At 61.3% G+C, this 19,806-nt stretch carries 20 protein-coding genes and 1 pseudogene; 2 read left to right on the top strand and 19 right to left on the bottom strand.

Annotated elements, in window-relative coordinates; genetic code table 11:
* Positions 1-10: 10 nt before the first annotated feature.
* Both HMPREF2736_RS05550 and frr read right to left on the bottom strand, forming a co-directional pair.
* Entirely contained in the window at positions 11-919 is a 909-nt protein-coding gene (locus HMPREF2736_RS05550; RefSeq protein ID WP_246822060.1) for a phosphatidate cytidylyltransferase, read from the bottom strand.
* Between the two features lies 1 nt (position 920).
* Positions 921-1,478, bottom strand: coding sequence for a ribosome recycling factor (frr, locus tag HMPREF2736_RS05555; RefSeq protein WP_070422266.1), 558 nt, complete (start codon positions 1,476-1,478; stop codon positions 921-923).
* Between the two features lie 74 nt (positions 1,479-1,552).
* On the opposite strand from frr, the gene HMPREF2736_RS05560 reads away from it, so the two are divergent.
* Positions 1,553-2,632, top strand: a complete 1,080-nt coding sequence (locus HMPREF2736_RS05560; RefSeq protein WP_092100213.1) for an amidase family protein — start codon at positions 1,553-1,555, stop codon at positions 2,630-2,632.
* On the opposite strand, the gene pyrH is transcribed toward HMPREF2736_RS05560, so the two are convergent.
* The 3 genes from pyrH to rpsB all read right to left on the bottom strand — a co-directional run bounded on the left by pyrH (position 2,621) and on the right by rpsB (position 5,497).
* Positions 2,621-3,304, bottom strand: coding sequence for a UMP kinase (pyrH, locus tag HMPREF2736_RS05565; RefSeq protein ID WP_070422390.1), 684 nt, complete (start codon positions 3,302-3,304; stop codon positions 2,621-2,623). The two genes, HMPREF2736_RS05560 and pyrH, sit on opposite strands and share 12 nt — an antisense overlap.
* A gap of 225 nt (positions 3,305-3,529) precedes the next feature.
* Complete coding sequence (tsf, locus tag HMPREF2736_RS05570; RefSeq protein WP_070450990.1) at positions 3,530-4,348, bottom strand: translation elongation factor Ts; 819 nt, start codon at positions 4,346-4,348, stop codon at positions 3,530-3,532.
* A 231-nt stretch (positions 4,349-4,579) separates the two neighbouring features.
* Positions 4,580-5,497 carry a 30S ribosomal protein S2 gene (gene rpsB / locus HMPREF2736_RS05575; protein ID WP_070422264.1) on the bottom strand — a complete coding sequence of 306 codons (918 nt, stop codon included), beginning with the start codon at positions 5,495-5,497 and terminating at the stop codon, positions 4,580-4,582.
* A gap of 330 nt (positions 5,498-5,827) precedes the next feature.
* Here rpsB and HMPREF2736_RS05580 point away from each other — a divergent pair, with 330 nt between their 5' ends.
* On the top strand, positions 5,828-6,358 hold the full coding sequence (locus HMPREF2736_RS05580; RefSeq protein WP_083279399.1) for a M23 family metallopeptidase: 531 nt from the start codon (positions 5,828-5,830) through the stop codon (positions 6,356-6,358).
* On the opposite strand, the gene HMPREF2736_RS05585 is transcribed toward HMPREF2736_RS05580, so the two are convergent.
* The 14 genes and pseudogenes from HMPREF2736_RS05585 to rpsP all read right to left on the bottom strand — a co-directional run bounded on the left by HMPREF2736_RS05585 (position 6,321) and on the right by rpsP (position 19,641).
* The gene (locus HMPREF2736_RS05585; RefSeq protein WP_070829058.1) at positions 6,321-7,220 is read right to left on the bottom strand and encodes a tyrosine recombinase XerC; all 900 of its coding nucleotides are present in this window, start codon (positions 7,218-7,220) and stop codon (positions 6,321-6,323) included. The genes HMPREF2736_RS05580 and HMPREF2736_RS05585 overlap by 38 nt on opposite strands.
* 41 nt (positions 7,221-7,261) lie before the next feature.
* Positions 7,262-8,437, bottom strand: coding sequence for a DNA-processing protein DprA (gene dprA / locus HMPREF2736_RS05590; RefSeq protein WP_070829059.1), 1,176 nt, complete (start codon positions 8,435-8,437; stop codon positions 7,262-7,264).
* Positions 8,434-9,957 carry a YifB family Mg chelatase-like AAA ATPase gene (locus tag HMPREF2736_RS05595; protein WP_070483901.1) on the bottom strand — a complete coding sequence of 508 codons (1,524 nt, stop codon included), beginning with the start codon at positions 9,955-9,957 and terminating at the stop codon, positions 8,434-8,436. Before HMPREF2736_RS05595 ends, dprA begins: the two co-directional genes overlap by 4 nt.
* Entirely contained in the window at positions 9,944-10,324 is a 381-nt protein-coding gene (locus HMPREF2736_RS05600) for a YraN family protein (RefSeq protein ID WP_070422259.1), read from the bottom strand. Before HMPREF2736_RS05600 ends, HMPREF2736_RS05595 begins: the two co-directional genes overlap by 14 nt.
* A gap of 74 nt (positions 10,325-10,398) precedes the next feature.
* Positions 10,399-10,704, bottom strand: coding sequence for a DUF2469 domain-containing protein (locus HMPREF2736_RS05605; protein ID WP_070422258.1), 306 nt, complete (start codon positions 10,702-10,704; stop codon positions 10,399-10,401).
* Positions 10,701-11,351, bottom strand: coding sequence for a ribonuclease HII (locus tag HMPREF2736_RS05610; protein WP_070829060.1), 651 nt, complete (start codon positions 11,349-11,351; stop codon positions 10,701-10,703). Before HMPREF2736_RS05610 ends, HMPREF2736_RS05605 begins: the two co-directional genes overlap by 4 nt.
* A 4-nt stretch (positions 11,352-11,355) precedes the next feature.
* Positions 11,356-12,186: a signal peptidase I gene (lepB, locus tag HMPREF2736_RS05615; RefSeq protein ID WP_371326413.1), complete on the bottom strand. Its 831-nt coding sequence runs from the start codon at positions 12,184-12,186 to the stop codon at positions 11,356-11,358.
* 105 nt (positions 12,187-12,291) lie between these two features.
* Complete coding sequence (gene rplS, locus HMPREF2736_RS05620; protein WP_070422256.1) at positions 12,292-12,639, bottom strand: 50S ribosomal protein L19; 348 nt, start codon at positions 12,637-12,639, stop codon at positions 12,292-12,294.
* A 114-nt stretch (positions 12,640-12,753) separates the two neighbouring features.
* The gene (locus HMPREF2736_RS05625) at positions 12,754-15,081 is read right to left on the bottom strand and encodes a Tex family protein (protein WP_070829061.1); all 2,328 of its coding nucleotides are present in this window, start codon (positions 15,079-15,081) and stop codon (positions 12,754-12,756) included.
* A gap of 36 nt (positions 15,082-15,117) precedes the next feature.
* The gene (locus HMPREF2736_RS05630; protein WP_070829062.1) at positions 15,118-16,503 is read right to left on the bottom strand and encodes an anaerobic C4-dicarboxylate transporter; all 1,386 of its coding nucleotides are present in this window, start codon (positions 16,501-16,503) and stop codon (positions 15,118-15,120) included.
* 332 nt (positions 16,504-16,835) lie between these two features.
* Positions 16,836-17,686: pseudogene (gene trmD / locus HMPREF2736_RS05635) on the bottom strand (tRNA (guanosine(37)-N1)-methyltransferase TrmD); the annotation flags it as partial.
* Positions 17,679-18,179: a ribosome maturation factor RimM gene (gene rimM / locus HMPREF2736_RS05640; protein WP_070450978.1), complete on the bottom strand. Its 501-nt coding sequence runs from the start codon at positions 18,177-18,179 to the stop codon at positions 17,679-17,681. The pseudogene trmD and the gene rimM, both read right to left, overlap by 8 nt.
* A 130-nt stretch (positions 18,180-18,309) precedes the next feature.
* Positions 18,310-18,999 (bottom strand): SDR family NAD(P)-dependent oxidoreductase, encoded by a 690-nt coding sequence (locus HMPREF2736_RS05645; RefSeq protein WP_246822062.1) that lies wholly within the window; start codon positions 18,997-18,999, stop codon positions 18,310-18,312.
* Positions 19,000-19,131: 132 nt separating this feature from the next.
* Positions 19,132-19,641 carry a 30S ribosomal protein S16 gene (gene rpsP / locus HMPREF2736_RS05650; protein WP_070483912.1) on the bottom strand — a complete coding sequence of 170 codons (510 nt, stop codon included), beginning with the start codon at positions 19,639-19,641 and terminating at the stop codon, positions 19,132-19,134.
* Positions 19,642-19,806 lie beyond the last annotated feature (165 nt).

Raw genomic sequence — 19,806 nt, forward strand, 5'->3', positions numbered from 1 at the left:
AGGTCTGTGCTTAGGCGCTCATAAGCGTGATGGTCGTGAGCAAGATGTAGGTCGCCGCTGCTGCGGGAAGCATCCCGTCAAGTCGATCCATGATGCCACCATGCCCTGGCAGCAGGTTGGACATGTCTTTGATGCCCAGTTCACGCTTGAACTGGCTTTCCACCAAATCTCCCATCGTTGCGCAAATCACTAAAGCGATGCCGAGCACAACGCCCATCCACCACGGGCCGTGAATGAGCAGCGTGACCACCAAGATGCCGGTAATACTTCCGGCAACGATCGACCCAGCGAAGCCTTCCCAGGACTTGTTCGGGCTAATTGCCGGCGCCATCGGGTGCGAGCCAAACATCACGCCTGCAGCAAAACCACCCACATCACTGGCAACAACGCACAGCATGAACGCCACAATGTAGGCGGAACCATCCACCCCACCTTGGCTAATCAAGGAAATCATTGCGGCGAACGTGCCAAACAGCGGAATCCACGCAAGCACGAACAGACTCACTGCCGTGTCGCGCAGGTAGTTCTCTGGTCGCTTGTTCCTGCCCTGGTGGAACATCCCCCAGAACATGACAACGAGAACGGTGAAGGCAAAACCCGCCACGAGCCCTGTAGTGCCATACGGCACGGAGGACCACAGCATGAGTTGGGCCATGATGATCAGCAGTGTGCGCGGCTGCTGGTAACCAGCTTCCCGCAGCCGGGTCATCACCTCCCACATCGCTCCTGCTACAGCGACGGCGACAAGTGGGTACCAGGCTTTGGGCCCCACCCATACGGCGGCAATGACAATCGCGCCGAGCACAACACCGGTCGTAATGGCGGTCGGCAGATCACGCCCCGGGTTGTTCTTCGGCTTCGGCGCATGCACCGTCCAGCGGCTCGGCGTGGCGCGCTCCTCCTGATCAGCAGCAGGCACGCTAGACCTCCAGCAGTTCGGCTTCCTTACGCTGAACGATCTCATCGACCTGAGCAACGTAGGACTGGGTGGTCTTGTCCAGCGCCTTCTCGGCGGTTACGACCTCATCCTCACCAGCGTCGCCGTCTTTCTGAATCTTCTTCAGCGCTTCCATGCCCTGGCGACGGATATTACGGATGGCAATCTTGCCGTCCTCGCCCTTCTGCTTCGCCTGCTTGACCAGGTCACGGCGGCGTTCCTCGGTGAGCTGCGGGATAGACACACGGATGACCTGGCCGTCATCCGTCGGGTTCACACCGAGATCAGAGTTACGGATTGCGTTCTCGATCTCACCCATGGTGGACATGTCGTACGGCTTGATCAGCAGCATGCGCGGCTCCGGCACGGAAATCGTCGCCATCTGGTTAATCGGCGTCGGTGCACCGTAGAAGTCAGCCATCACACCGTTGAACATCGCCGGGTTCGCACGTCCGGTACGAATCGTGGCCAACTCGTCACGAGCGTGCTCAACAGAGGCGGTCATGCGCTCTTCGGCATCCAGCAAAACGTCATCAATCATGGGGAAAACCCTACCTTTTCTCTATTCGGCGTCCCTACTAACCTACCAGCGCGACTGGCACCTACACTGGCGCCATGCTGCATCCCGCGTTCACGTTGCCCCCAAGCACACACACGCGGCCGCGCCCAAACGTTGGACGTCTGGCTGGTTGGCAGATTCCGGTCAAAGACGGCACCGACGTTGCTGGCATGACCACTACCCACGGCAGCCCTGCACGCGCCTACACCGCAACAGCAACCGATCCGTTTATCTCCAATCTTTTGGCGCAGGGCGTCGCCATCCACGGCAAGACGCTGACCTCGGAGCTGGGCGCGACCTGCTACGCAGAGCGCCCTGACGTTCCCGTGCTCGAGTCGCCGGCCTACCCCGGCTGCACCCCAGGTGGCTCTTCTACTGGCGCCGCAGTTGTGGTGGCCGACGGCACCGTTCGCGCCGCACACGGCACCGATGCCGGCGGATCCATACGCGTGCCAGCTGCAGCGTGCGAGATCGTCGGCTTCAAACCCGCAAGCAAAGGTATCGCCGCACATGGGTTTCTCACCCAAGACGTCGCGGATCAATTCACGTTGTGGGGTTGGCACCGCCGCATCAAAGGCAAGCGGCTCCGAATCGGTGTGCTTACCGACGGTATCTTCGCGCGGCCGGATGTGGAGGATCGGCGAGGTGCGCTCGTCGAAAAGCTTGCGAGTGCTCTCGACTTTGAAGTGGTGCAGCTCAAGCCGTATCGCGAATCGCTGGAAACCTACGCCCACTTCACGACCACAATCACCGCGAGTTTCAACCTGACGGATCCGCTCGACAGCGGATACATCGGCTGGCTCGTCGAGCAATCCCACAAGCTGACCAACAGCGACCTTGACGCCGCCGAGCAACACCGCCGGGATTTGCCTCACCTCATCGCCTCCCAATGGGACGTCGATGTAGTGCTCTCCCCCACGCTCGCATTCGCACCACCCCGGATCGGCTATTTCCCCTCTCTCACGCCAGAAGCGAGCTTCCACGCGCAAACCGAATGGTCACCGTGGTGCTCGCTGTACAACATGCTCGGCACCCCTGCGATTGCACTCGGCGGGGTGCACCTTGGCAGCCTTACGCTCACCGGGCCGGAACTGCTCACGGTGGCGCAGCATATTGAGACGCTGTTAGGCGACTAGCGTACCTACCTGCTCGCCGCCAACCGCGCGGGCGATGTTTCCTTCCTTGAGCAGATTAAACACCAGGATCGGCATGTTGTTGTCCATACAGAGACTAAATGCGGTGGCATCCGCAACCTTGAGGCCAAGTTCAATGACCTCGCGAGGGGAAATCTCGGAGTAGAGCTTCGCATCGGGGTTCTCGCGCGGGTCGGAGTCGTAGACACCGTCCACACCCTTAGCCATGAGCAGCACCTCGCAGCCGATCTCCAGCGCACGCTGCGCGGCCGTGGTGTCCGTGGAGAAGTACGGCATACCCATACCCGCACCGAAGATGACCACGCGGCCCTTCTCCAGGTGGCGTGCTGCACGCAGTGGCAGGTACGGCTCTGCAATCTGCGCCATGTTGATCGAAGTTTGGACGCGGCAATCGATGCCCATCTGCTGCAAGAAGTCCTGCAGCGCAAGGCAGTTCATGACAGTGCCGAGCATGCCCATGTAGTCCGAGCGCGCACGGTCCATGCCGCGCTGCTGCAGCTGAGCGCCGCGGAAGAAGTTGCCGCCACCGATCACGACAGCGACCTCGGTGCCGGAGCGCGCGACATCTGCGATCTGGCGGGCGACGGACTCGACTACGTCGGGGTCGATGCCAACCTTGCCGCCGCCGAACATCTCACCCCCCAGCTTCAGCATGACTCGCTTGAAACCTGTGCGGTTGGGGTTGAGGTCAGTCACCGAAAACGCTCCTTTGCGCGGATCAGCCAATTGCAAAATGTTCGGAACCGATCTTAGCCACGCAACGCGTTGAGTTCAGAACTGCTTGCTTAACGACGACAACCCCGCACCACCCGTCCCCCTAATCGGGACAGACAGTACGGGGTTGCACCGCGTGTGAGGCTATGAAACCTCTCGCCTGGCTTATGCCTGGCCGACCTCGAAGCGGACGAAGTCGGTGATCTCGATGCCGTTCTCGTCAGCGAACTGCTTCACGGTCTTCTTGGAGTCAGCCAGGGACGGCTGGTCGAGCAGGACGACGTCCTTGAAGAAGCCACCCATGCGGCCCTCGACGATCTTCTCGATGGCAGCTTCCGGCTTGCCCTCGTTGCGGGTGATCTCTTCCTGAACCGCACGCTCCTTCTCAACAACGTCGGCCGGGACAGCCTCCTTGTTGAGGTAACGAGCCTTCATTGCAGCGATCTGCAGAGCCACCTGGTGTGCAGCCTCAGCGTTGTCACCGTTGTAGGCAACGAGTACGCCAACTGCCGGCGGAAGGTCAGCAGCCTTCTGGTGCAGGTACTTGGCAATGTTGTCGCCTTCGATGGTGGCAGCGCGACGCAGCTCGAGCTTCTCGCCGATCTTTGCGGAGAGGCGCTCCAGCACCTCGTGTGCGGTCTCACCGTTAACGTCGGCCTTTGCCAGCTCCTCCTGGGAGTTCGCCTTCACTGCAGCAGCAGCCTCAGCGATCTGGCTGGCGATGTCCTTGAACTCCTGGTTCTTCGCCACGAAGTCGGTCTCGGAGTTGATCTCCACGATGGTGTTGCCGGAAACAGCAACGAGGCCCTCGAGGGCGTTGCGCTCAGCGCGCTTGCCCACGTCCTTCGCACCCTTGATGCGGAGGTTCTCAACGGCCTTGTCGAAGTCGCCGTCGGTTTCCTCGAGTGCCTTCTTACAGTCGAGCATGCCGGAGCCGGTGATCTCGCGGAGCTTCTTGACGTCAGCAGCAGTGTAGTTCGCCATATTGGGCGATCCTCCTCGTGAAAGTTTTACGTAAAGGTATTCAACCGTTTCAAGCGTAGCCGACGATCTGGCCGGCGGCATGACTTGCCACGTGTGGAAAATACGAACACCCCGGTCCGCCGCGTCCCGGCCGGTAATCGGCGGACGTGAGCGGAACGCGGGGTGTGCGTGAATCCTGGCCGAAGCCAGGCGGCTTACGCCTGGGTTGCGGACTTGCAGTGTCCTTGAGACTTAGGCGTCCTTGCCCTCAGCCTGCTCAGCAGCGCGGACGGCTGCCGGCTGCTCGACCTCTGCAACTTCCTGCGGAGCAGCGGTCTCTGCAGCAACAGCGGCCTTAGCAGCATCGGCTGCGGAAACCTCGTCGGAAGCGGCGGCCTGTGCAGCAGCCTCGGCTGCCTCAGCCTGACGCTTCGCGTCGGTGTCGCCTGCAGCGTCACGTGCAGCTGCGAGCTGACGCTCTTCGCGCTGCTGCTTACCAGCGATGACAGCCTCGCCCACGACGTGGGTGAGCAGCTTGACAGCGCCGATGGCGTCGTCGTTGCCCGGGATCGGGAAATCGACAACATCCGGGTCGCAGTTCGTGTCCAGAACAGCGACGACCGGGATGCGGAGCTTCTGCGCCTCGTTGACGGCGATGTGCTCCTTGTTGGTGTCCACGATCCACAGAGCGGACGGAGCCTTGGTCATCTCGGAGATGCCACCCAGGACACGCTCGAGCTTCACGCGCTCGCGGGTCAGCATGAGGATTTCCTTCTTGCCGCGACCTGCGTAGCCGTCCTCGGCTGCGTCCATCGCCTGAAGTTCCTTCATGCGACCGATACGCTTGGATACGGTCTGGAAGTTGGTGAGCATGCCACCCAGCCAGCGGTGCGTGACGTACGGCATGCCGACGCGCTGCGCCTCTTCCTGGATCGGTTCCTGTGCCTGCTTCTTGGTGCCGACGAACAGGATGGTGCCGCCGTGTGCGACGGTTTCCTTGACAAACTCGTATGCCTCATCGATGTAGGTCAGCGTCTGCTGCAGGTCGATGATGTAGATGCCGTTGCGCTCCGTGAAGATGAAGCGACGCATCTTCGGGTTCCAGCGACGCGTCTGGTGACCAAAGTGGACACCTGCGTCGAGGAGTTCACGCATGGTTACAACTGCCATGGGAATGTCTCCTTCGGAGAAAGTAGTTCGGTTACTTATAAGTCTCACGTGCGGGTTTTTATCCCTCACCCTGGCACCGTGCCTGCCCCGCACCCCTGTGAGAGGGACCGTTGCTGAGCAGCCATTGTTCGGCGCGCGTAGTCAATTTATGCGGCGCTCTACGGTGCTGCACAAACTGCCCCGGCAACCTTACCCGCATGAGCCCTAAAAACCTAAACTCATCTGCGACGTTGTGGATAACTTCCCCTAGAGTCACACTAACCACTCCCGTTATCCACAGATTTTGCGCGAACCCTGGTTTTTTCCGCGCCGCAATGGTCCTTTGAGAGCATGCATTGCCTATCGACGACGCCACGCACCACCACAGCCACCATCCTGCTCGGAGCCCTACTGTGGTGCTCCCCCGCCACCGCCCTTGCCTGGGTCGATCCCGCGGCAGGCACACCGTATCCCCGCGCGGTATCCCGTCCTGCGTCAATCCCGGAGGAAAATTGGAAGCCTGGCCACCGTGGCGTGGATCTGCCTTTGAAGCTCAACGCGCCTGTGCTCGCTGCGGGCGACGGGGTTGTGGCGTTCGTCGGCACTGTCGCGGGCACTCCTGTTATCTCGATTGACCACCCAGGGGGCATTCGCACGACCTACCAGCCAGTGCGCTCAGACCTCAAGGCTGGCGACAACGTTACGGAAGGCCACATCATTGGCAGACTTGCGCGCGCCACAAGCCACTTTGCTGGCGAACACGACGGACTGCACTGGGGTGCGCTTACAGGACCTGACAAGTACATCGATCCGCTCACACTGCTGGAGCCACCGAGAATACGACTTAAGCCCGTGGATGCGCCTGGTCGTAGACGTTTTTGAGCCGCTGCGCCGAGACGTGCGTGTAGATTTGCGTGGTTTGCAGGCTTGAGTGCCCAAGCATTTCCTGCACAACACGCAGATCCGCTCCGCCTTCGAGCATGTGCGTCGCGGCCGTGTGGCGAAGGGTGTGCGGACTGATGTCGCTGACACCGGCACGTTGCCCGGCGCGCTCGACAACGCGGCGCACTTGGCGTTGGTCGATGCGCCCGCCACGGGATCCGACGAATACCGCATCCTCTGCTTTGCCATTGGCCAGTTCGGAGCGCCCGAACTCGAGCCACTCGTTGAGCGCCAGTGTTGCTTCGCGCCCGAATGGGACCACGCGTTGTTTGTTGCCTTTGCCGGTCACGCGGGCAAGCCCGCGAGCCAGGTCAATGTCGGCGAGGTTGAGACCGGTGAGTTCGCCAACACGCATGCCGGTGGCGTAGAGCAGCTCGAGCATGGCTCGGTCACGGAGGTGTTCGGCGGGGTGGGCGTCGTCGGCGGTATCCGCCTCGACGAGTTCTGTGGCACGCTCTCCTCGCACGACGTTTGGCAGCGCGCGATTCACTTTTGGTGCTTTGAGGCGGGCTGCTGCGTCGTGGTCGATGTAGCCCTGGCGGTACGCCCAGGTAGAGAATGCGCGCGCGGCTGCGGTACGGCGCGCAAGGGTGGCTCGGCTGCGCCCGGCGGTCAGTGCGTCGGCCAGCCAGGTGCGAAGCGCCTCCAGGGTGAACGCGTCGAAGGTGTCTGCGTACCCGTGCAGTGTTGCCAGATCGGAGGCGTATCCCTTCACTGTGTTCGGGGAGCGCCCGAGGACAAGCGAGGCGTAGTCGGCGAAGTCGTCGACAGCAGCCTGCACTTGCCCTACGCTTTCACTCATGTCGCAGGAGTTTACTCGCTAACCAATATTCACTTGGTTATTCACTCGGTGCGGGACCATTCCTTCCGCTCGCGCTGCACCACTCCCCGTTTAGCGAGATCCATCAGGATATGCACCGCCAGTCCGATGGAAAGGCCAGCGTCTGCCGCGATCTCTTCAGCCGTTCGCGATCCTTCGCCTGCTCGTGGCAGTGCGTCGTAAATGCGTAGTTCGTTGTGGCTGAGTTGCTGCGTCAATGTCGGCGGGTACTTCATTTCCATCTGCTCGCCCGCATCGAAATCCCCCGTATGCACGATGTGCTCGTGAATCTGGTCGGCGTTGAGCACCATCGCCGCCTGCTTGTTCTGAATGGCGAGGTTCGTGCCGAGCGACTCCGTTGCAGTAATGGGGCCCGGCACTGCCATCGTTTGTTTATTCATTGCATTGGCCCACTTCAGCGTGTTTAACGCACCTGAGCGAAACGCCGCTTCCACCAGCAGGGTGCCCTGGGTCAGCCCTGCTACGAGACGGTTACGGGTGAGGAACCTGTGCCGGTCCGGGGTCGTGCCGGGTGGGTACTCGGTGACAATGGCTCCCCCGGCGCGCACAACCCGATCGAAGAGTGGCTCGTTGCTCAGCGGGTAGACGTACCCCGGCCCGCAGGCAGCGACCACGATGGTGGGTGCGCCGCAGTCGAGGGCCGCCTGGTGTGCGATCGTGTCGATGCCCAGTGCACCACCAGAGACGATCGTGTACTGGTGTTTTGCCAAACCCCGCACAAGGTCATCGGTAGCGTGACGTCCATACTGCGTTGCTGTTCGTGTACCGACAACGCCGACCGACTGTGCAAGTAGCTTCGCAAGGTCTGCTTCACCTTTTACCCACAGCGCGTGTGGCGCAACCGCGTCTTCGTTCAGGGAAAGTTTTCGGCCGTCATCCGGATACTTCACGTGATAGGTCGGCTTGATGTTCTCTCCAGGCCAGCCTGGCGAATCGGGGGTCAGCAACGTATATCCGGCGGCCCTGGCGCGCGCGAGGTCCTTTTCTGGCTGGTCCCACGTGTAGCGGTTCTGTGTCTGCGGCCCTAGGGCACCGATCCAACTCGCGCGTGTGCGCACACCGTGGGCAATCTCGTCTGCGCTTCGCCCGTTGGCAATGAACTCCTGAATGTGGATCGAGGGTCCCTCGACAACACGGCTGAGATACGCCCAGGATTCTGGCGAACTTACATTCCTCATGCCGCCACCTCCTCTGGTGCGGTGCGCATATCGACGGCGCGAGCCACATGGTCGATATCCGGTTGCGCCACGCCTTCCAGATCCGCAAGCGTCCACGCCACCTTCAGGCTCCGATCCACGCCACGCTGCGTGATACTTCCGGTGCGCAGCAGCGAGGACAGGTAGGCCATCGCTGCTTCGTCCGCGGGAAATTGCTTGCGGATCAAAGTTGGGGCAACGCGAGCGTTGACGGACTCGTCGATACCAGCCTGCGACCAGCGCTCTTGGGCACGCTCGCGCGCCTGCATGACACGCTCGGCGATGACTGCCGACGACTCCGCGTCACCCGGGGTAACCACCGTGGAATCCGCTGAGGTCTGGATGAACACATCCAGCCGGTCGAGCAACGGGCCGGAAACGTTGGATAAGTGCCGGGCCCGCTCAGCCACCCGACACGTGCAATTGCCGTTGACCCGCTGGCACGCACACGGGTTCGCAGCCAGAACGATTTGCGTATCAGCCGGGTAGACAACTTCCCGGCGCGAGCGCGTCAGGCGCACCTCACGCTTTTCTAGCGGGATCCGAAGCGCGTCGAGAACGTGCGCAGAAATCTCCGAGGCTTCGTCGAGGAACAGCACCCCATGGTGGGCCTGGCTGACCACCCCGGGGCGAGGCACTCCTGAACCGCCGCCGATGAGCGCCGCCCTGGTCAACGACGGATGTGGGGCGATAAACGGCCGGTTGGACACAATGCCGCCACTGGAAATTCCCGCAGCCGAGTGCAGCGCCGTGACTTCCACCATCTCCTCGATGTTCAGCGGCGGCAAGATAGAAGGCAGCCGCTCTGCCAGCATCGACTTGCCGGAGCCAGGCGGGCCGATCATCATCACGTGGTGCCCACCGGCTGCGGCGACCTCGAGGGCCTCGCGCTCCACAGTCATTCCGGCGATGTCACTGAAGTCCGCGACCGCTGCAGCGTGTTGGACCTCCGGCTCGCCGACGGTATCCAGCGTTGTCTCCCCGATGAGCCACTGCCACACCTGCGCCAGCGAATCTGCCACAAGGATGTTCTTCATGCCGAGCAGTGAGGCTTCTGCGGCGTTCTCTCGTGGAACGACGACGATGTCGGGTCCGGTGGTGGAGTCGTCGTGAAGCATTGCAATCAGCATCGGCAACACGCCGTCCACTCGGCGCAACGAACCATCCAACGCCAGCTCTCCGAGCAGCATTGTGCTCTCTAGTCTGCGCTGCACCCGCGGATCCAAACTGCCCAAGACGGCAGCTGCAATCGGTAAGTCGAAGTGCGAGCCCGTCTTCGGCAAATGCGCCGGCGACAACGACACCATGATCTTCGTACGTGGCCAAGGAAGCTGCGAGTTGGAGATCGCAGTGCGAATCCGGTCGCGCGACTCTTTCACCGCCGCATCGCCCAACCCCACCATGTGGATCCCCGGAAGACCCGGGCCGACGTTGGCCTCCACAGTGACAAGCCGAGCCGTGATGCCCTCAACTGTTGCGCTGATCGTGCTAGCAAGCGGCATCTTCCACCCCCAAGTAACGACGAAGGACGAAATCATCGCCATCGGTGACGCACTCCACGACGTCGAAACGGATAGCGCGAACCCCCAACGCAGGATGCTCTCGCATCCACTGCGCAGCGCAACGACGCATCGTGCGCAACTTCTTCGCAGTGACCGCCTCCGCGGCACCGAACGCGCCACCCCTGCGCGACTTCACCTCGACGAACACAATCGTGCCGTCTTCGTCTTCAACGACTGCGTCAATCTCCCCCGCAGCAACGCGTTCTCGCTGACCAAGGACGGTATACCCTTGCTCCGCGTACCAGCGAGCCGCAGCACGTTCCCCCAATACGCCCAACTCCTGTTGGGCCGCATACCTGGCGTGCATACATTCCCCCTTATTGTCTTTTAGGACCAAAACATCTGGTGCCTATTAGACGGGCAAATGCACGCCCCGGTTCCCTACTCCGGGAATGTCAGCTCAGGTTTATCCAACTCTTCAATGTTGACGTCCTTGTAGGTGATCACACGCACGTAACGCACAAAGCGCACCGCACGGTACATGTCCCACACCCACGCATCCGACATGAGGACCTCGTAGTAGACGTCGCCACCCTCCGTGTGCGGAATCAGCTTCACCGCATTAGCCAGGTAGAAGCGGCGGTCCGTCTCCACAACGTAGGAGAACTGGCTCGCCACGTCGCGGTACTCGCGGTACAGGGACAGCTCAACTTCTGCCTCGTAGTTGTCAAGATCCTCGGCGCTCATACATGACCCCTTAGCTCAGTGTGAAACCTGTCAGCGTCCCTGACGTTCGCATAACTATAACGATGTTCCGGGCTCGCCCCGTGGCGGCGCACCGCATCCATATGCACCTTTGTTGAATAGCCCTTGTGGCCCTCCAACCCGTACTGCGGATAGTCCCGAGCCATCTCCACAACGAGCCTGTCGCGGCTCACCTTTGCCAGCACACTCGCCGCAGCGATACAACGCGCGGTGTAGTCACCGCCGACAACTGGCAGTTGCGGTGCGCGAAGCCCCGGCACACGAAACGCGTCCACGAGCACGTAACCCGGATCGACATCCAAGCCTGCGACGGCGCGCCGGGCCCCATCAAGGTTGGCGTGTTGGATCCCGCGCCGATCAATCTCTGCCGCGGGGATATGAATGACGTGGTAGGAGACGGCGACGTTGCGGATTTCGTCGAAAAGCAACTCGCGCTTTTTCGCCGAGAGTTTCTTCGAATCCGTCAACCCCTCAAGCGCAGCAATCGGCTTGATGGGCAAGACGCACGCAGCGATGGTTACAGGGCCAAAGCACGCACCCCGGCCAGCCTCATCGACCCCCGCCACCGGCCCCAGCCCGGCCTTGCCCAACGCGACCTCGTAGGTGCGTAACTGCTTAAGACGGCGCACTACCCTACTGCTGAATGTCCGGGTCCGACACACCCTGAAGGCGGTTCAGCGGGAAGACAACCGCCTGCACCTTGCCGCGGATATTCTCCTCCGGAATAGTTCCCTGGAACTGATCCCCCAAGTGGTAGCGAGAGTCCAGCGAGTTGGTGCGGTTATCGCCCATCATGAAGTAGTGACCTTCCGGCACCGTCACCGGGCCGAAGTACGGACCACCACACGCATCCGAACCGGTCTCCTCATCCACCGGGTAGAAGTTCGGCTGCAAGATGTACGACTGATCGATCGGCTTACCATCAACCATGACCGCCGGGTCGCCCGCCTGACACGAGACAGTCTGTCCGCCGGTAGCGATGATGCGCTTGACCAACGTGTTTTCATCCTTGGGCACCAAACCAACCCAGGAACCCACCTCCTGCAGCCCACGAATCGCAGGGTTCGAAGAACGGTTGGAGGAAAAACCCGTGTTCCACGAATCCGTACCGGCGAACACGATGACATCACCCGGCTCAGGGTCCGAGAAGTAATAGCTGACCTTCTCTACAAAGATGCGGTCGCCCGAACCGTCCTCGCCGTGCAGCGTTGGCTCCATCGACGCCGACGGAATGACATACAGCCGGCCGATAAACGTTTGCAGCACGAACATGATCACCAACGTGAGCACAACTACCACCGGGATCTCGACGTACCAGGGAAGGTTCTGCTTCTCGTCGCTGCTGTCAGCGCCATTTGCAGCGCCGTTTGTAGGGCGGTCTGCAGCGTTCACCTCATACGATGCATCCTCGGCAGCGTACGGGTTGTGCGGCTTAGGGGTCTGGGGCTGCCCGTTGGCGGGCACATTCGCGTTGGTCACGCCGGATAGGTTAGCACCGCACCCCGACACCCTGAGAACGCAACGTGCCCCGCCCGAGAAACTCGGACGGGGCACGTGGTGCGGCTAAAACTAGCGACGCTCCTTAATACGAGCAGCCTTACCGCGCAGATCGCGCATGTAGTACAGCTTCGCACGACGGACGTCACCCTTGCGGACGACCTCAATCTTCTCCAGGTTCGGGGAGTGCACCGGGAAGGTACGCTCAACGCCGATGCCGAAGGAAACCTTGCGGACGGTGAAGGTCTCGCGGATACCGCTGCCCTGGCGACGCACAACGAAGCCAGTGAACACCTGAGTACGGGTCACAGAACCCTCGATAACCTTAACGTGAACGTCGAGGGTATCGCCCGGGCGGAAGTCCGGGATATCGTCACGGAGCTGGCCTGCGTCAACCAGATCAATAATGCCGTTGCTCATGAAAGCAATCCTTTTCGTTTTCGGACAGAGGACCCTGGCGGCACTTCCCTAATCAGGGCGCTCGGCCGGTTCGTGTCGATTACAACAACCTGCAGCATTCTACATACTGCCCGGTCACTTCCCAAATCCGGCACGCTTGAGCGCGTCCGCCATCGAGCCAGATGCTTGACGACGATCACCGCCCCGGTTCTGGTTTCGCCCCTGGCGCTGCTTCTGACCGCCACGGTTCTGGCCACGGTTCTGGCCACTGCGCTGTTTCTGGCTGGTGGTCTGGCCGGGCTGGCCGGGCTGGCCGGGCTCGTCGTCAAGCCGCAGGCTCAACCCGATGCGGTTGCGAGCGACATCCACATCCATCACCTTGACCTTGACCACCTCGCCGGAGCGCACCACCTCGTGCGGGTCAGAGACAAACTTGTGGCTCATCGCGGAGACGTGAACCAGACCATCCTGGTGCACACCCACATCCACGAACGCGCCAAAAGCCGCAACATTGGTCACGGTTCCCTCGAGGATCATGCCGGGCTTGAGATCCTTGACCTCGTTGACGCCTTCCTTGAACTCCGCAGTTTTAAACTCAGGGCGCGGGTCGCGCCCCGGCTTGTCCAGCTCGGCGAGAATGTCGGTCACGGTAGGCACACCGAAGGTGTCGTCAGCGAAATCCGCCGGCTTGAGTTTGGTGAGTACCGCCGTGTTGCCAATGAGTTGCTCGGTGTTCAGACCCGTCGCCTGGGCGACGCGCTCCACCACCGGGTAAGCCTCCGGGTGTACCGCTGAGCCATCGAGCGGGTTCGTCCCGCCCTGGATACGCAGGAAGCCAGCGGCCTGCTCGAATGCCTTCGGCCCCAGACGCGGAACCTTGCCCAACTCCTTGCGGGTAGCAAAACTGCCGTGCTCGTCGCGGTACGCCACGATGTTCTTCGCCACCGTGCCGGACAGACCAGCGACACGCTCAAGCAGCGGTGCCGAAGCGGTATTGACGTCCACGCCAACTGAGTTCACCGCATCCTCCACCACAGCGTCCAACGTCTGTGCGAGCGCCGTTTGATTCACGTCGTGCTGGTACTGGCCTACGCCGATCGACTTCGGGTCAACCTTGACCAGTTCCGCCAAAGGGTCCTGCAGGCGGCGCGCAATGGACACTGCGGAGCGCAGCGAGACATCCATGTCTGGGAACTCTTCGGCTGCGATCGGGCTTGCCGAATAGACCGACGCGCCTGATTCGGACACAACCACCGGAGTCGGGCGCTTGCCGCCAGCCTGTGCGATGAGGTCCGCTACCTCGCCGGCGAGCTTTTCCGATTCGCGCGAAGCGGTGCCGTTGCCAATAGCGATGAGCTCGACTCCGTGCTGGGCAGCCAGCGACGCTAACTCGGCGCGCGACGCGTCCCAACGGTTCTGCGGCTGGTGCGGGTAGACGATTGTCGTGGCCAGCACCTTGCCGGTGCCGTCCACAACCGCGCACTTCACACCGTTGCGATAGCCCGGGTCAAGCGCGAGCGTTGCGCGCTGACCTGCGGGGGCGGCGAGCAGCACGTCGCGCAGGTTGGTCTTGAACACCTGCAGCGCGCCCTCCTCGGCCTTTTCCTTCAACCGCATGCGGGTATCCAGGTTGGCCGACACCTGCAGTTTCGTGCGCCAACCCCACTGCACCGCCTTGGCCAACCACGCGGAATCCTTCACCGGCAGATCAAAACGATCCGCGATCATGCCCTCAAAGACGGCCTCGTCTCCCGGGTCGAGGTTGAGCGTGAGCACGCCCTCGTTCTCACCACGCAGCAACGCCAGAATGCGGTGGCTGGGCAGTTTGTCGAACGGCTCCGAGAAATCGAAGTAGTCCGCGAACTTCGCGCCTTCCTGCTCCTTGCCCTCAACAACCGAGGAGCGCATGGTGCCCTGCTCGTACACGCGGTCGCGCACGGCTCCAACAAGGTCGGCGTCGGTGGCGAACCGGTCCACCAAAATCGAACGAGCACCGTCGAGTGCAGCCTTGGCATCCGGGAAGCCTTCGGAGAGGTACCTCTCGGCGAGGGTTTCGGGGGTGGCGGTGGGGTCGTCGATAAGCAATTGCGTCAAATCCTCAAGACCCGCCTCGCGGGCGATATCCGCCTTAGTCTTGCGACGCTTCTTGTAGGGCAAGTACAGGTCCTCAACGCGCGCCTTCGTATCGGCTGCGAGAATCTCGCGTTTGAGATCGTCGGTAAGTTTGCCCTGCTCCTCAATACTTTCGAGCACCGCGGTCTTGCGCTCAGCGAGCTCGACGAGGTAGATGTTGCGCTCCTCAATGTGGCGCAACTGCCCGTCGTCGAGCCCACCGGTGGCTTCCTTGCGGTAGCGGGAAATGAACGGCACGGTGTTGCCCTCGGCGAGCAGTTTCAGCGCCTGCTCGACCTGAGATTCCCGAATGTTGAGTTCGTTCGCGATGGTGACTGCGATTGATGTCATTCGGGCGATCTTAGTCGCGCCGTACTCACGGGAGCTTTACAGCAGCACCTGCGCCAGAATCGAGCCCACCACGCACGAAGTGAACACCGAGATCGCACCCGGAATCAGGAACGAGTGGTTGATCACGAACTTGCCAATTCGGGTGGTGCCAGTGCGGTCGAAGCCGATGCAAGCCAGGTCGGACGGGTAGGTGGGCAGGATCCAGTAGCCATACGCCGCGCCGTAGAAGCCGACAATGACCTTCGGGTCGATGCCCAAGGCAAGCCCGATCGGGGCGATGGCGACCAGCGCCGCAGCCTGGGAGTTCACCAACTTGGACACAATCAGCAACACGATGGCGTACGCCCACGGGGCAGCCTCCACAACCGAGCCGAGGCTGTCCTCCAACTGGTCAATGTGCGCCGCGAAAAACGTATCCGCCATCCAGGCCACGCCAAATACGGAGAACACCGCGGTCATGCCCGCCTTGAACACCGGGGTCGAAGCAATCTTCTTGTGATCCACCTTGCAGAACAGCAAGATGATCGCACCAGCAAAGAGCATCACCATCTGGATGGCGAGGTTCATCGACAGGGGCTTCATGCCACCATCGCCGTCGTCGAACGTGGGACGCAGGCCCTCAAACGCGCCGAGAACAACCACGAACGCGATCGCGGCAAGAAAGACCCACACCGCGTTGCGGGCGGACTTTGGAAAGACTTCGTCCAGAAGCGAGTGGCTGGACTGGTTGATGGACTCTGCAAACGCCGGGTCCTGCATGCGCTCCTGGAACGCCGGGTCTTTGTCCAGGTCCTTGCCACGACGCAGCGACCACAGCGCGGCCAAGATCACGCCGGAAAGCGAAGCCGGAATGGCAACCATAAGAATCTGCGGGATCGAGTACGCCTTATCGATGACACCGGCGTGTTCCGCCAAAATCGACGCAAGCGACACAGTGGCCACCGACACCGGCGAGGCTGTAATACCCATCTGCGCAGAAGTGGAAGCCACCGCCATAGGACGCTCTGGGCGAATCCCTTTCTTCACCGCAATGTCCTCGATAATCGGGAACATGGTGTACACCACGTGGCCGGTACCGCACAGCACGGTGAGGAACCATGTGGTCACCGGAGCCAGCAGGGTGATCCGTTCGGGGTGGGCGCGAAGGAGCTTCTCGGCTTGCTGCATCATCACCTCCAATCCGCGCGATTGTTGGAGGGTCGCCGCACAGCCGATGACTGCGATGATGGTGAGCATAACGCCCACCGGTGGTTCGCCCGGCTCCAGACCGAAGACGAAGACCATGAGCATAAGGCCGATGCCAGAGATCAGACCGAGCCCAAGGCCCCCGTACCGTGTGCCGAGCAGCAGGGCACCAAGAATGATGGCGATTTGAAGGACAATTGCGAGCCCCGAGGTGGGGTCGAGCACTGACGCGAGCATGGGTGTCCTTTCGTTTTGCAACGCGTGTAACACACCCAACTCTAAGCGAACAATGATCTGACCTTTAAATTATTGTGGGGTGATTTTCACCACCTCAGCAGGCATTACCCTGCCGTGTACCCGCTCCACTGCGTGCCCTTCGGCAACGCATCCGCAACCGCTTGCGTCGCATCCTCCAGCGACAGCGCGGTTCGCCCTTTTACCGTAAGCGTCGTTTCGTTCCGCTCGATCGTCTCCGCGCGGTAGCCTGCCTGTTTCAGCGCCCGTCGCAGTTGCTTTGCGACGACCCGCTGTCCGCCCACCTCGAACACCGACACAACCTCACGCGAATCCAGCATGAACCGGTCCTCTTCACTGAGCTCCACCTGTTCGAGCAATTCGGGCCTGACGGCACGGGTGCGTTTCAGCGACTGCTCACGGCGCCACGCTTCAACCTTCTTGTGGTCGCCAGAGGTAAGCACCTCCGGAGCCTCGATCCCCCGCCATACTCGTGTTTTGTATAACTCGGGCCCTCAAGCAACCCATCCGAGAAGCTGTCCTCCTCGTGGCTTTCAGTGTTGCCAAGCACTCCGGGGATCAACCGGGTGACTGCCTCCGCGATGACCAGTACGGCGACCTCGCCACCAATGAGTACATAGTCACCAATGGACACCTCACGCACCCGGTAGCGCTGCTTCGCATCCTCGAAGACACGCTGGTCGATTCCCTCGTAGCGCCCGCAAGCGAACACAATGTGTTCCTCGCGCGACCAGGCACGGGCATCCGCCTGCGTAAATGGTTTACCTGCCGGAGTGGGAACGAGCAACAGCGGCTTTGAGGCGTCATCGCCTGCCACTGGGGATTCGTAAGGGCGTGGTGCAACGTTTGCGACATCGTCGTGACGCAACTTGTCATTCCGGTGCTTGGCCGCCGAGTCCAGCTCCGTGCCTGTGCGTCCCGCAGCGATATCGTCGAGCGCCGGCCCCCACACTTCCGGCTTCATCACCATGCCAGGACCACCGCCCAGAGGGGGCGCGTCTACCGACTTGTGGTTACCCGTCGCCCAATCACGCAGGTCATGCACACCGACGTTGAGGATGCCCTGCTCAATCGCCTTGCCCAGCAGCGCGTGGCGCAACGGGTCCAAGTACTCCGGGAAAATGGTGACGACATCGAGGCGAAGCACCGGCTTCGGGTTAGACATCAAGCAGTCCCTCCGGCGGGGTAATCACCAGGTAGCCATCAGCGAGGTCAATATCCGGCACAAACTCCATAACGAAGGGCACGAGGACTTCCTTGCCGTGATAGTCGATCTCCAGAATCTTGCGATTCGGCGCATCCATCACGCCAGTAACAGCGCCAACTTCATCGCCGTCATGGCGGACCTTCAACCCGATGAGTTCGTGGTTGTAGTACTCGTCGGAATCCTCGTCGCGCTCCAGAGGTTCTGCAAAAAACTTCATGCCACGCAGACTGTCCGCAGCGGTGCGGTCTGGCACCTCCTCAAAACTGACGAGGAGGCGCTTCTGATGAGGCCGAACCGTCTTCACAGTCAAGTGCTGTTCCTTGCCAGCCTGGCGGCCGGTGAGCACCTCGCCGACAACAATGTGGTCTTCAGACTCGTCGGCGAGGAGCTCGACTGCTACCTCACCCTTCACGCCGTGCGACTTCACGACGCGGCCAATATTGAGCTCCATAATCGGCTACGGTAGCAGCCCCACAAATTGCCCTTGTCGGCCTACCAGACCTTGTCGCCACGAACCGTGGCGTCGAAGCCGCCGTCGATAAAGACAACCTGGCCGCACAGGTGGGTATTCTCCTCACTGGTCAGCCATGCAATAAACTGGCCGCGGCCTCTGCCGGCATCCAACCGTTCAGCGGCATCGGCACCTGCGCCAACTGTGCACGACCCTCGTCGGTGTTGCGCAGCTCTTCAGTCATCGGGGAAATCACGACGGCCGGCGCAATAGCGTTGAGCGCAATGCCCTTGCCAGCCCACTCCTCGGAGATCGCGTTCTTGCGCACCCAACGAGCAATGGCCTGCTTAGAGGACGAGTAGTTAAGGTATGCAACCTCGGGGCCCTGGTCAGCAAGTTCCTGACCACGCTTGACGGTGGCTTCCTCATCACCAGCAAGCATCGCTTCAATCAACTGGTCATCCGCCGGCTGCAGTGATGCGATCGACGCCGTCACCACAGCGCGCGGCGCATCCGACTTCTCCAGCAGCGGACGAAGCCCCTCAAGCGTCGCAACCGCACCGAAGTAATTCACCTGTGCGGTCTTCGGGGTCGGCGCCTGCATACCGGCATTCGCAATGACGCCATCGAGCTTGCCATCAGAAAGTTTGGTGGCCTCCTCGACAAGCGCCTGACGGCCCTCTGCGGTGGTCAGATCCGCATTGATATCCGCATTCGCAATATCGGCAGTAATCACCTTGTGACCGCGAGAGGTAAGCAACTCCGCAGTGGCCTTGCCAATGCCGCCCGCGCCACCAGTCACCAAAAACGTACGAGCCATGATCCGCTCCCCTTTCGATTAGGAAATGTCTGCATGCCCAACCGTACGCAAGTTTTACAAAGTCGCAGCACGAAAAACCCCGCACCGGCACGAAATGTGTGCGGTGCGGGGTGTCGTCGATAAGCGAAAGGCTTATGCCTCCTCGGCCGGAGCCTCCTCAGACTCAGCCTCTGCAGCCTCGCCCTCAGCCTCTGCAGCCTCGGCCTCTGCGGCAGCTGCAGCCTCAGCAGCTGCCTTAGCCTCAGCGTCTTCCTTAGCCTTCTTGCGCTTCTCGGTGATCGCCTCAGCGGTCGGGCCGTTCTTAGCCTCTTCCAGAGCCTGGTTGAACAGGTCGAGCTTGGACGGCTTCTCCTCAGCAACCTTGAGGGTGCCCTCAGCACCGTCGAGGCCCTTGTGCTTCTGCCAGTCGCCGGTCACCTTCAGCAGCGCGAGCACCGGCTCGGTCGGCTGTGCGCCGACACCCAGCCAGTACTGAGCGCGCTCGGAATCGATGCGGATGAGCGACGGCTCTTCCTTCGGGTGGTAGATGCCGATGTTCTCGATGACAGCACCGTCACGACGGGTGCGAGCATCAGCGATGACGACACGGTACTGAGCGTTGCGGATCTTGCCAACGCGCTGCAGCTTGATCTTGACAGCCATGGTGTACTTCCTTTAGGTCACTGGGCAGTGCAGACACCCGCCGCTTCTCGACGAGCCGGTTCAACCCTTCTTATTTACCCTGCGCGTGCCTGGCCGGTCGACCATCCCCTCCCAGGCAACCTGGGAAGGATCCAGACGGATCCGGCGCGTACGCAGTTATAGACT

The organism is Corynebacterium sp. HMSC036E10, assembly GCF_001836265.1.
GTDB classification, from domain to species: domain Bacteria; phylum Actinomycetota; class Actinomycetes; order Mycobacteriales; family Mycobacteriaceae; genus Corynebacterium; species Corynebacterium coyleae.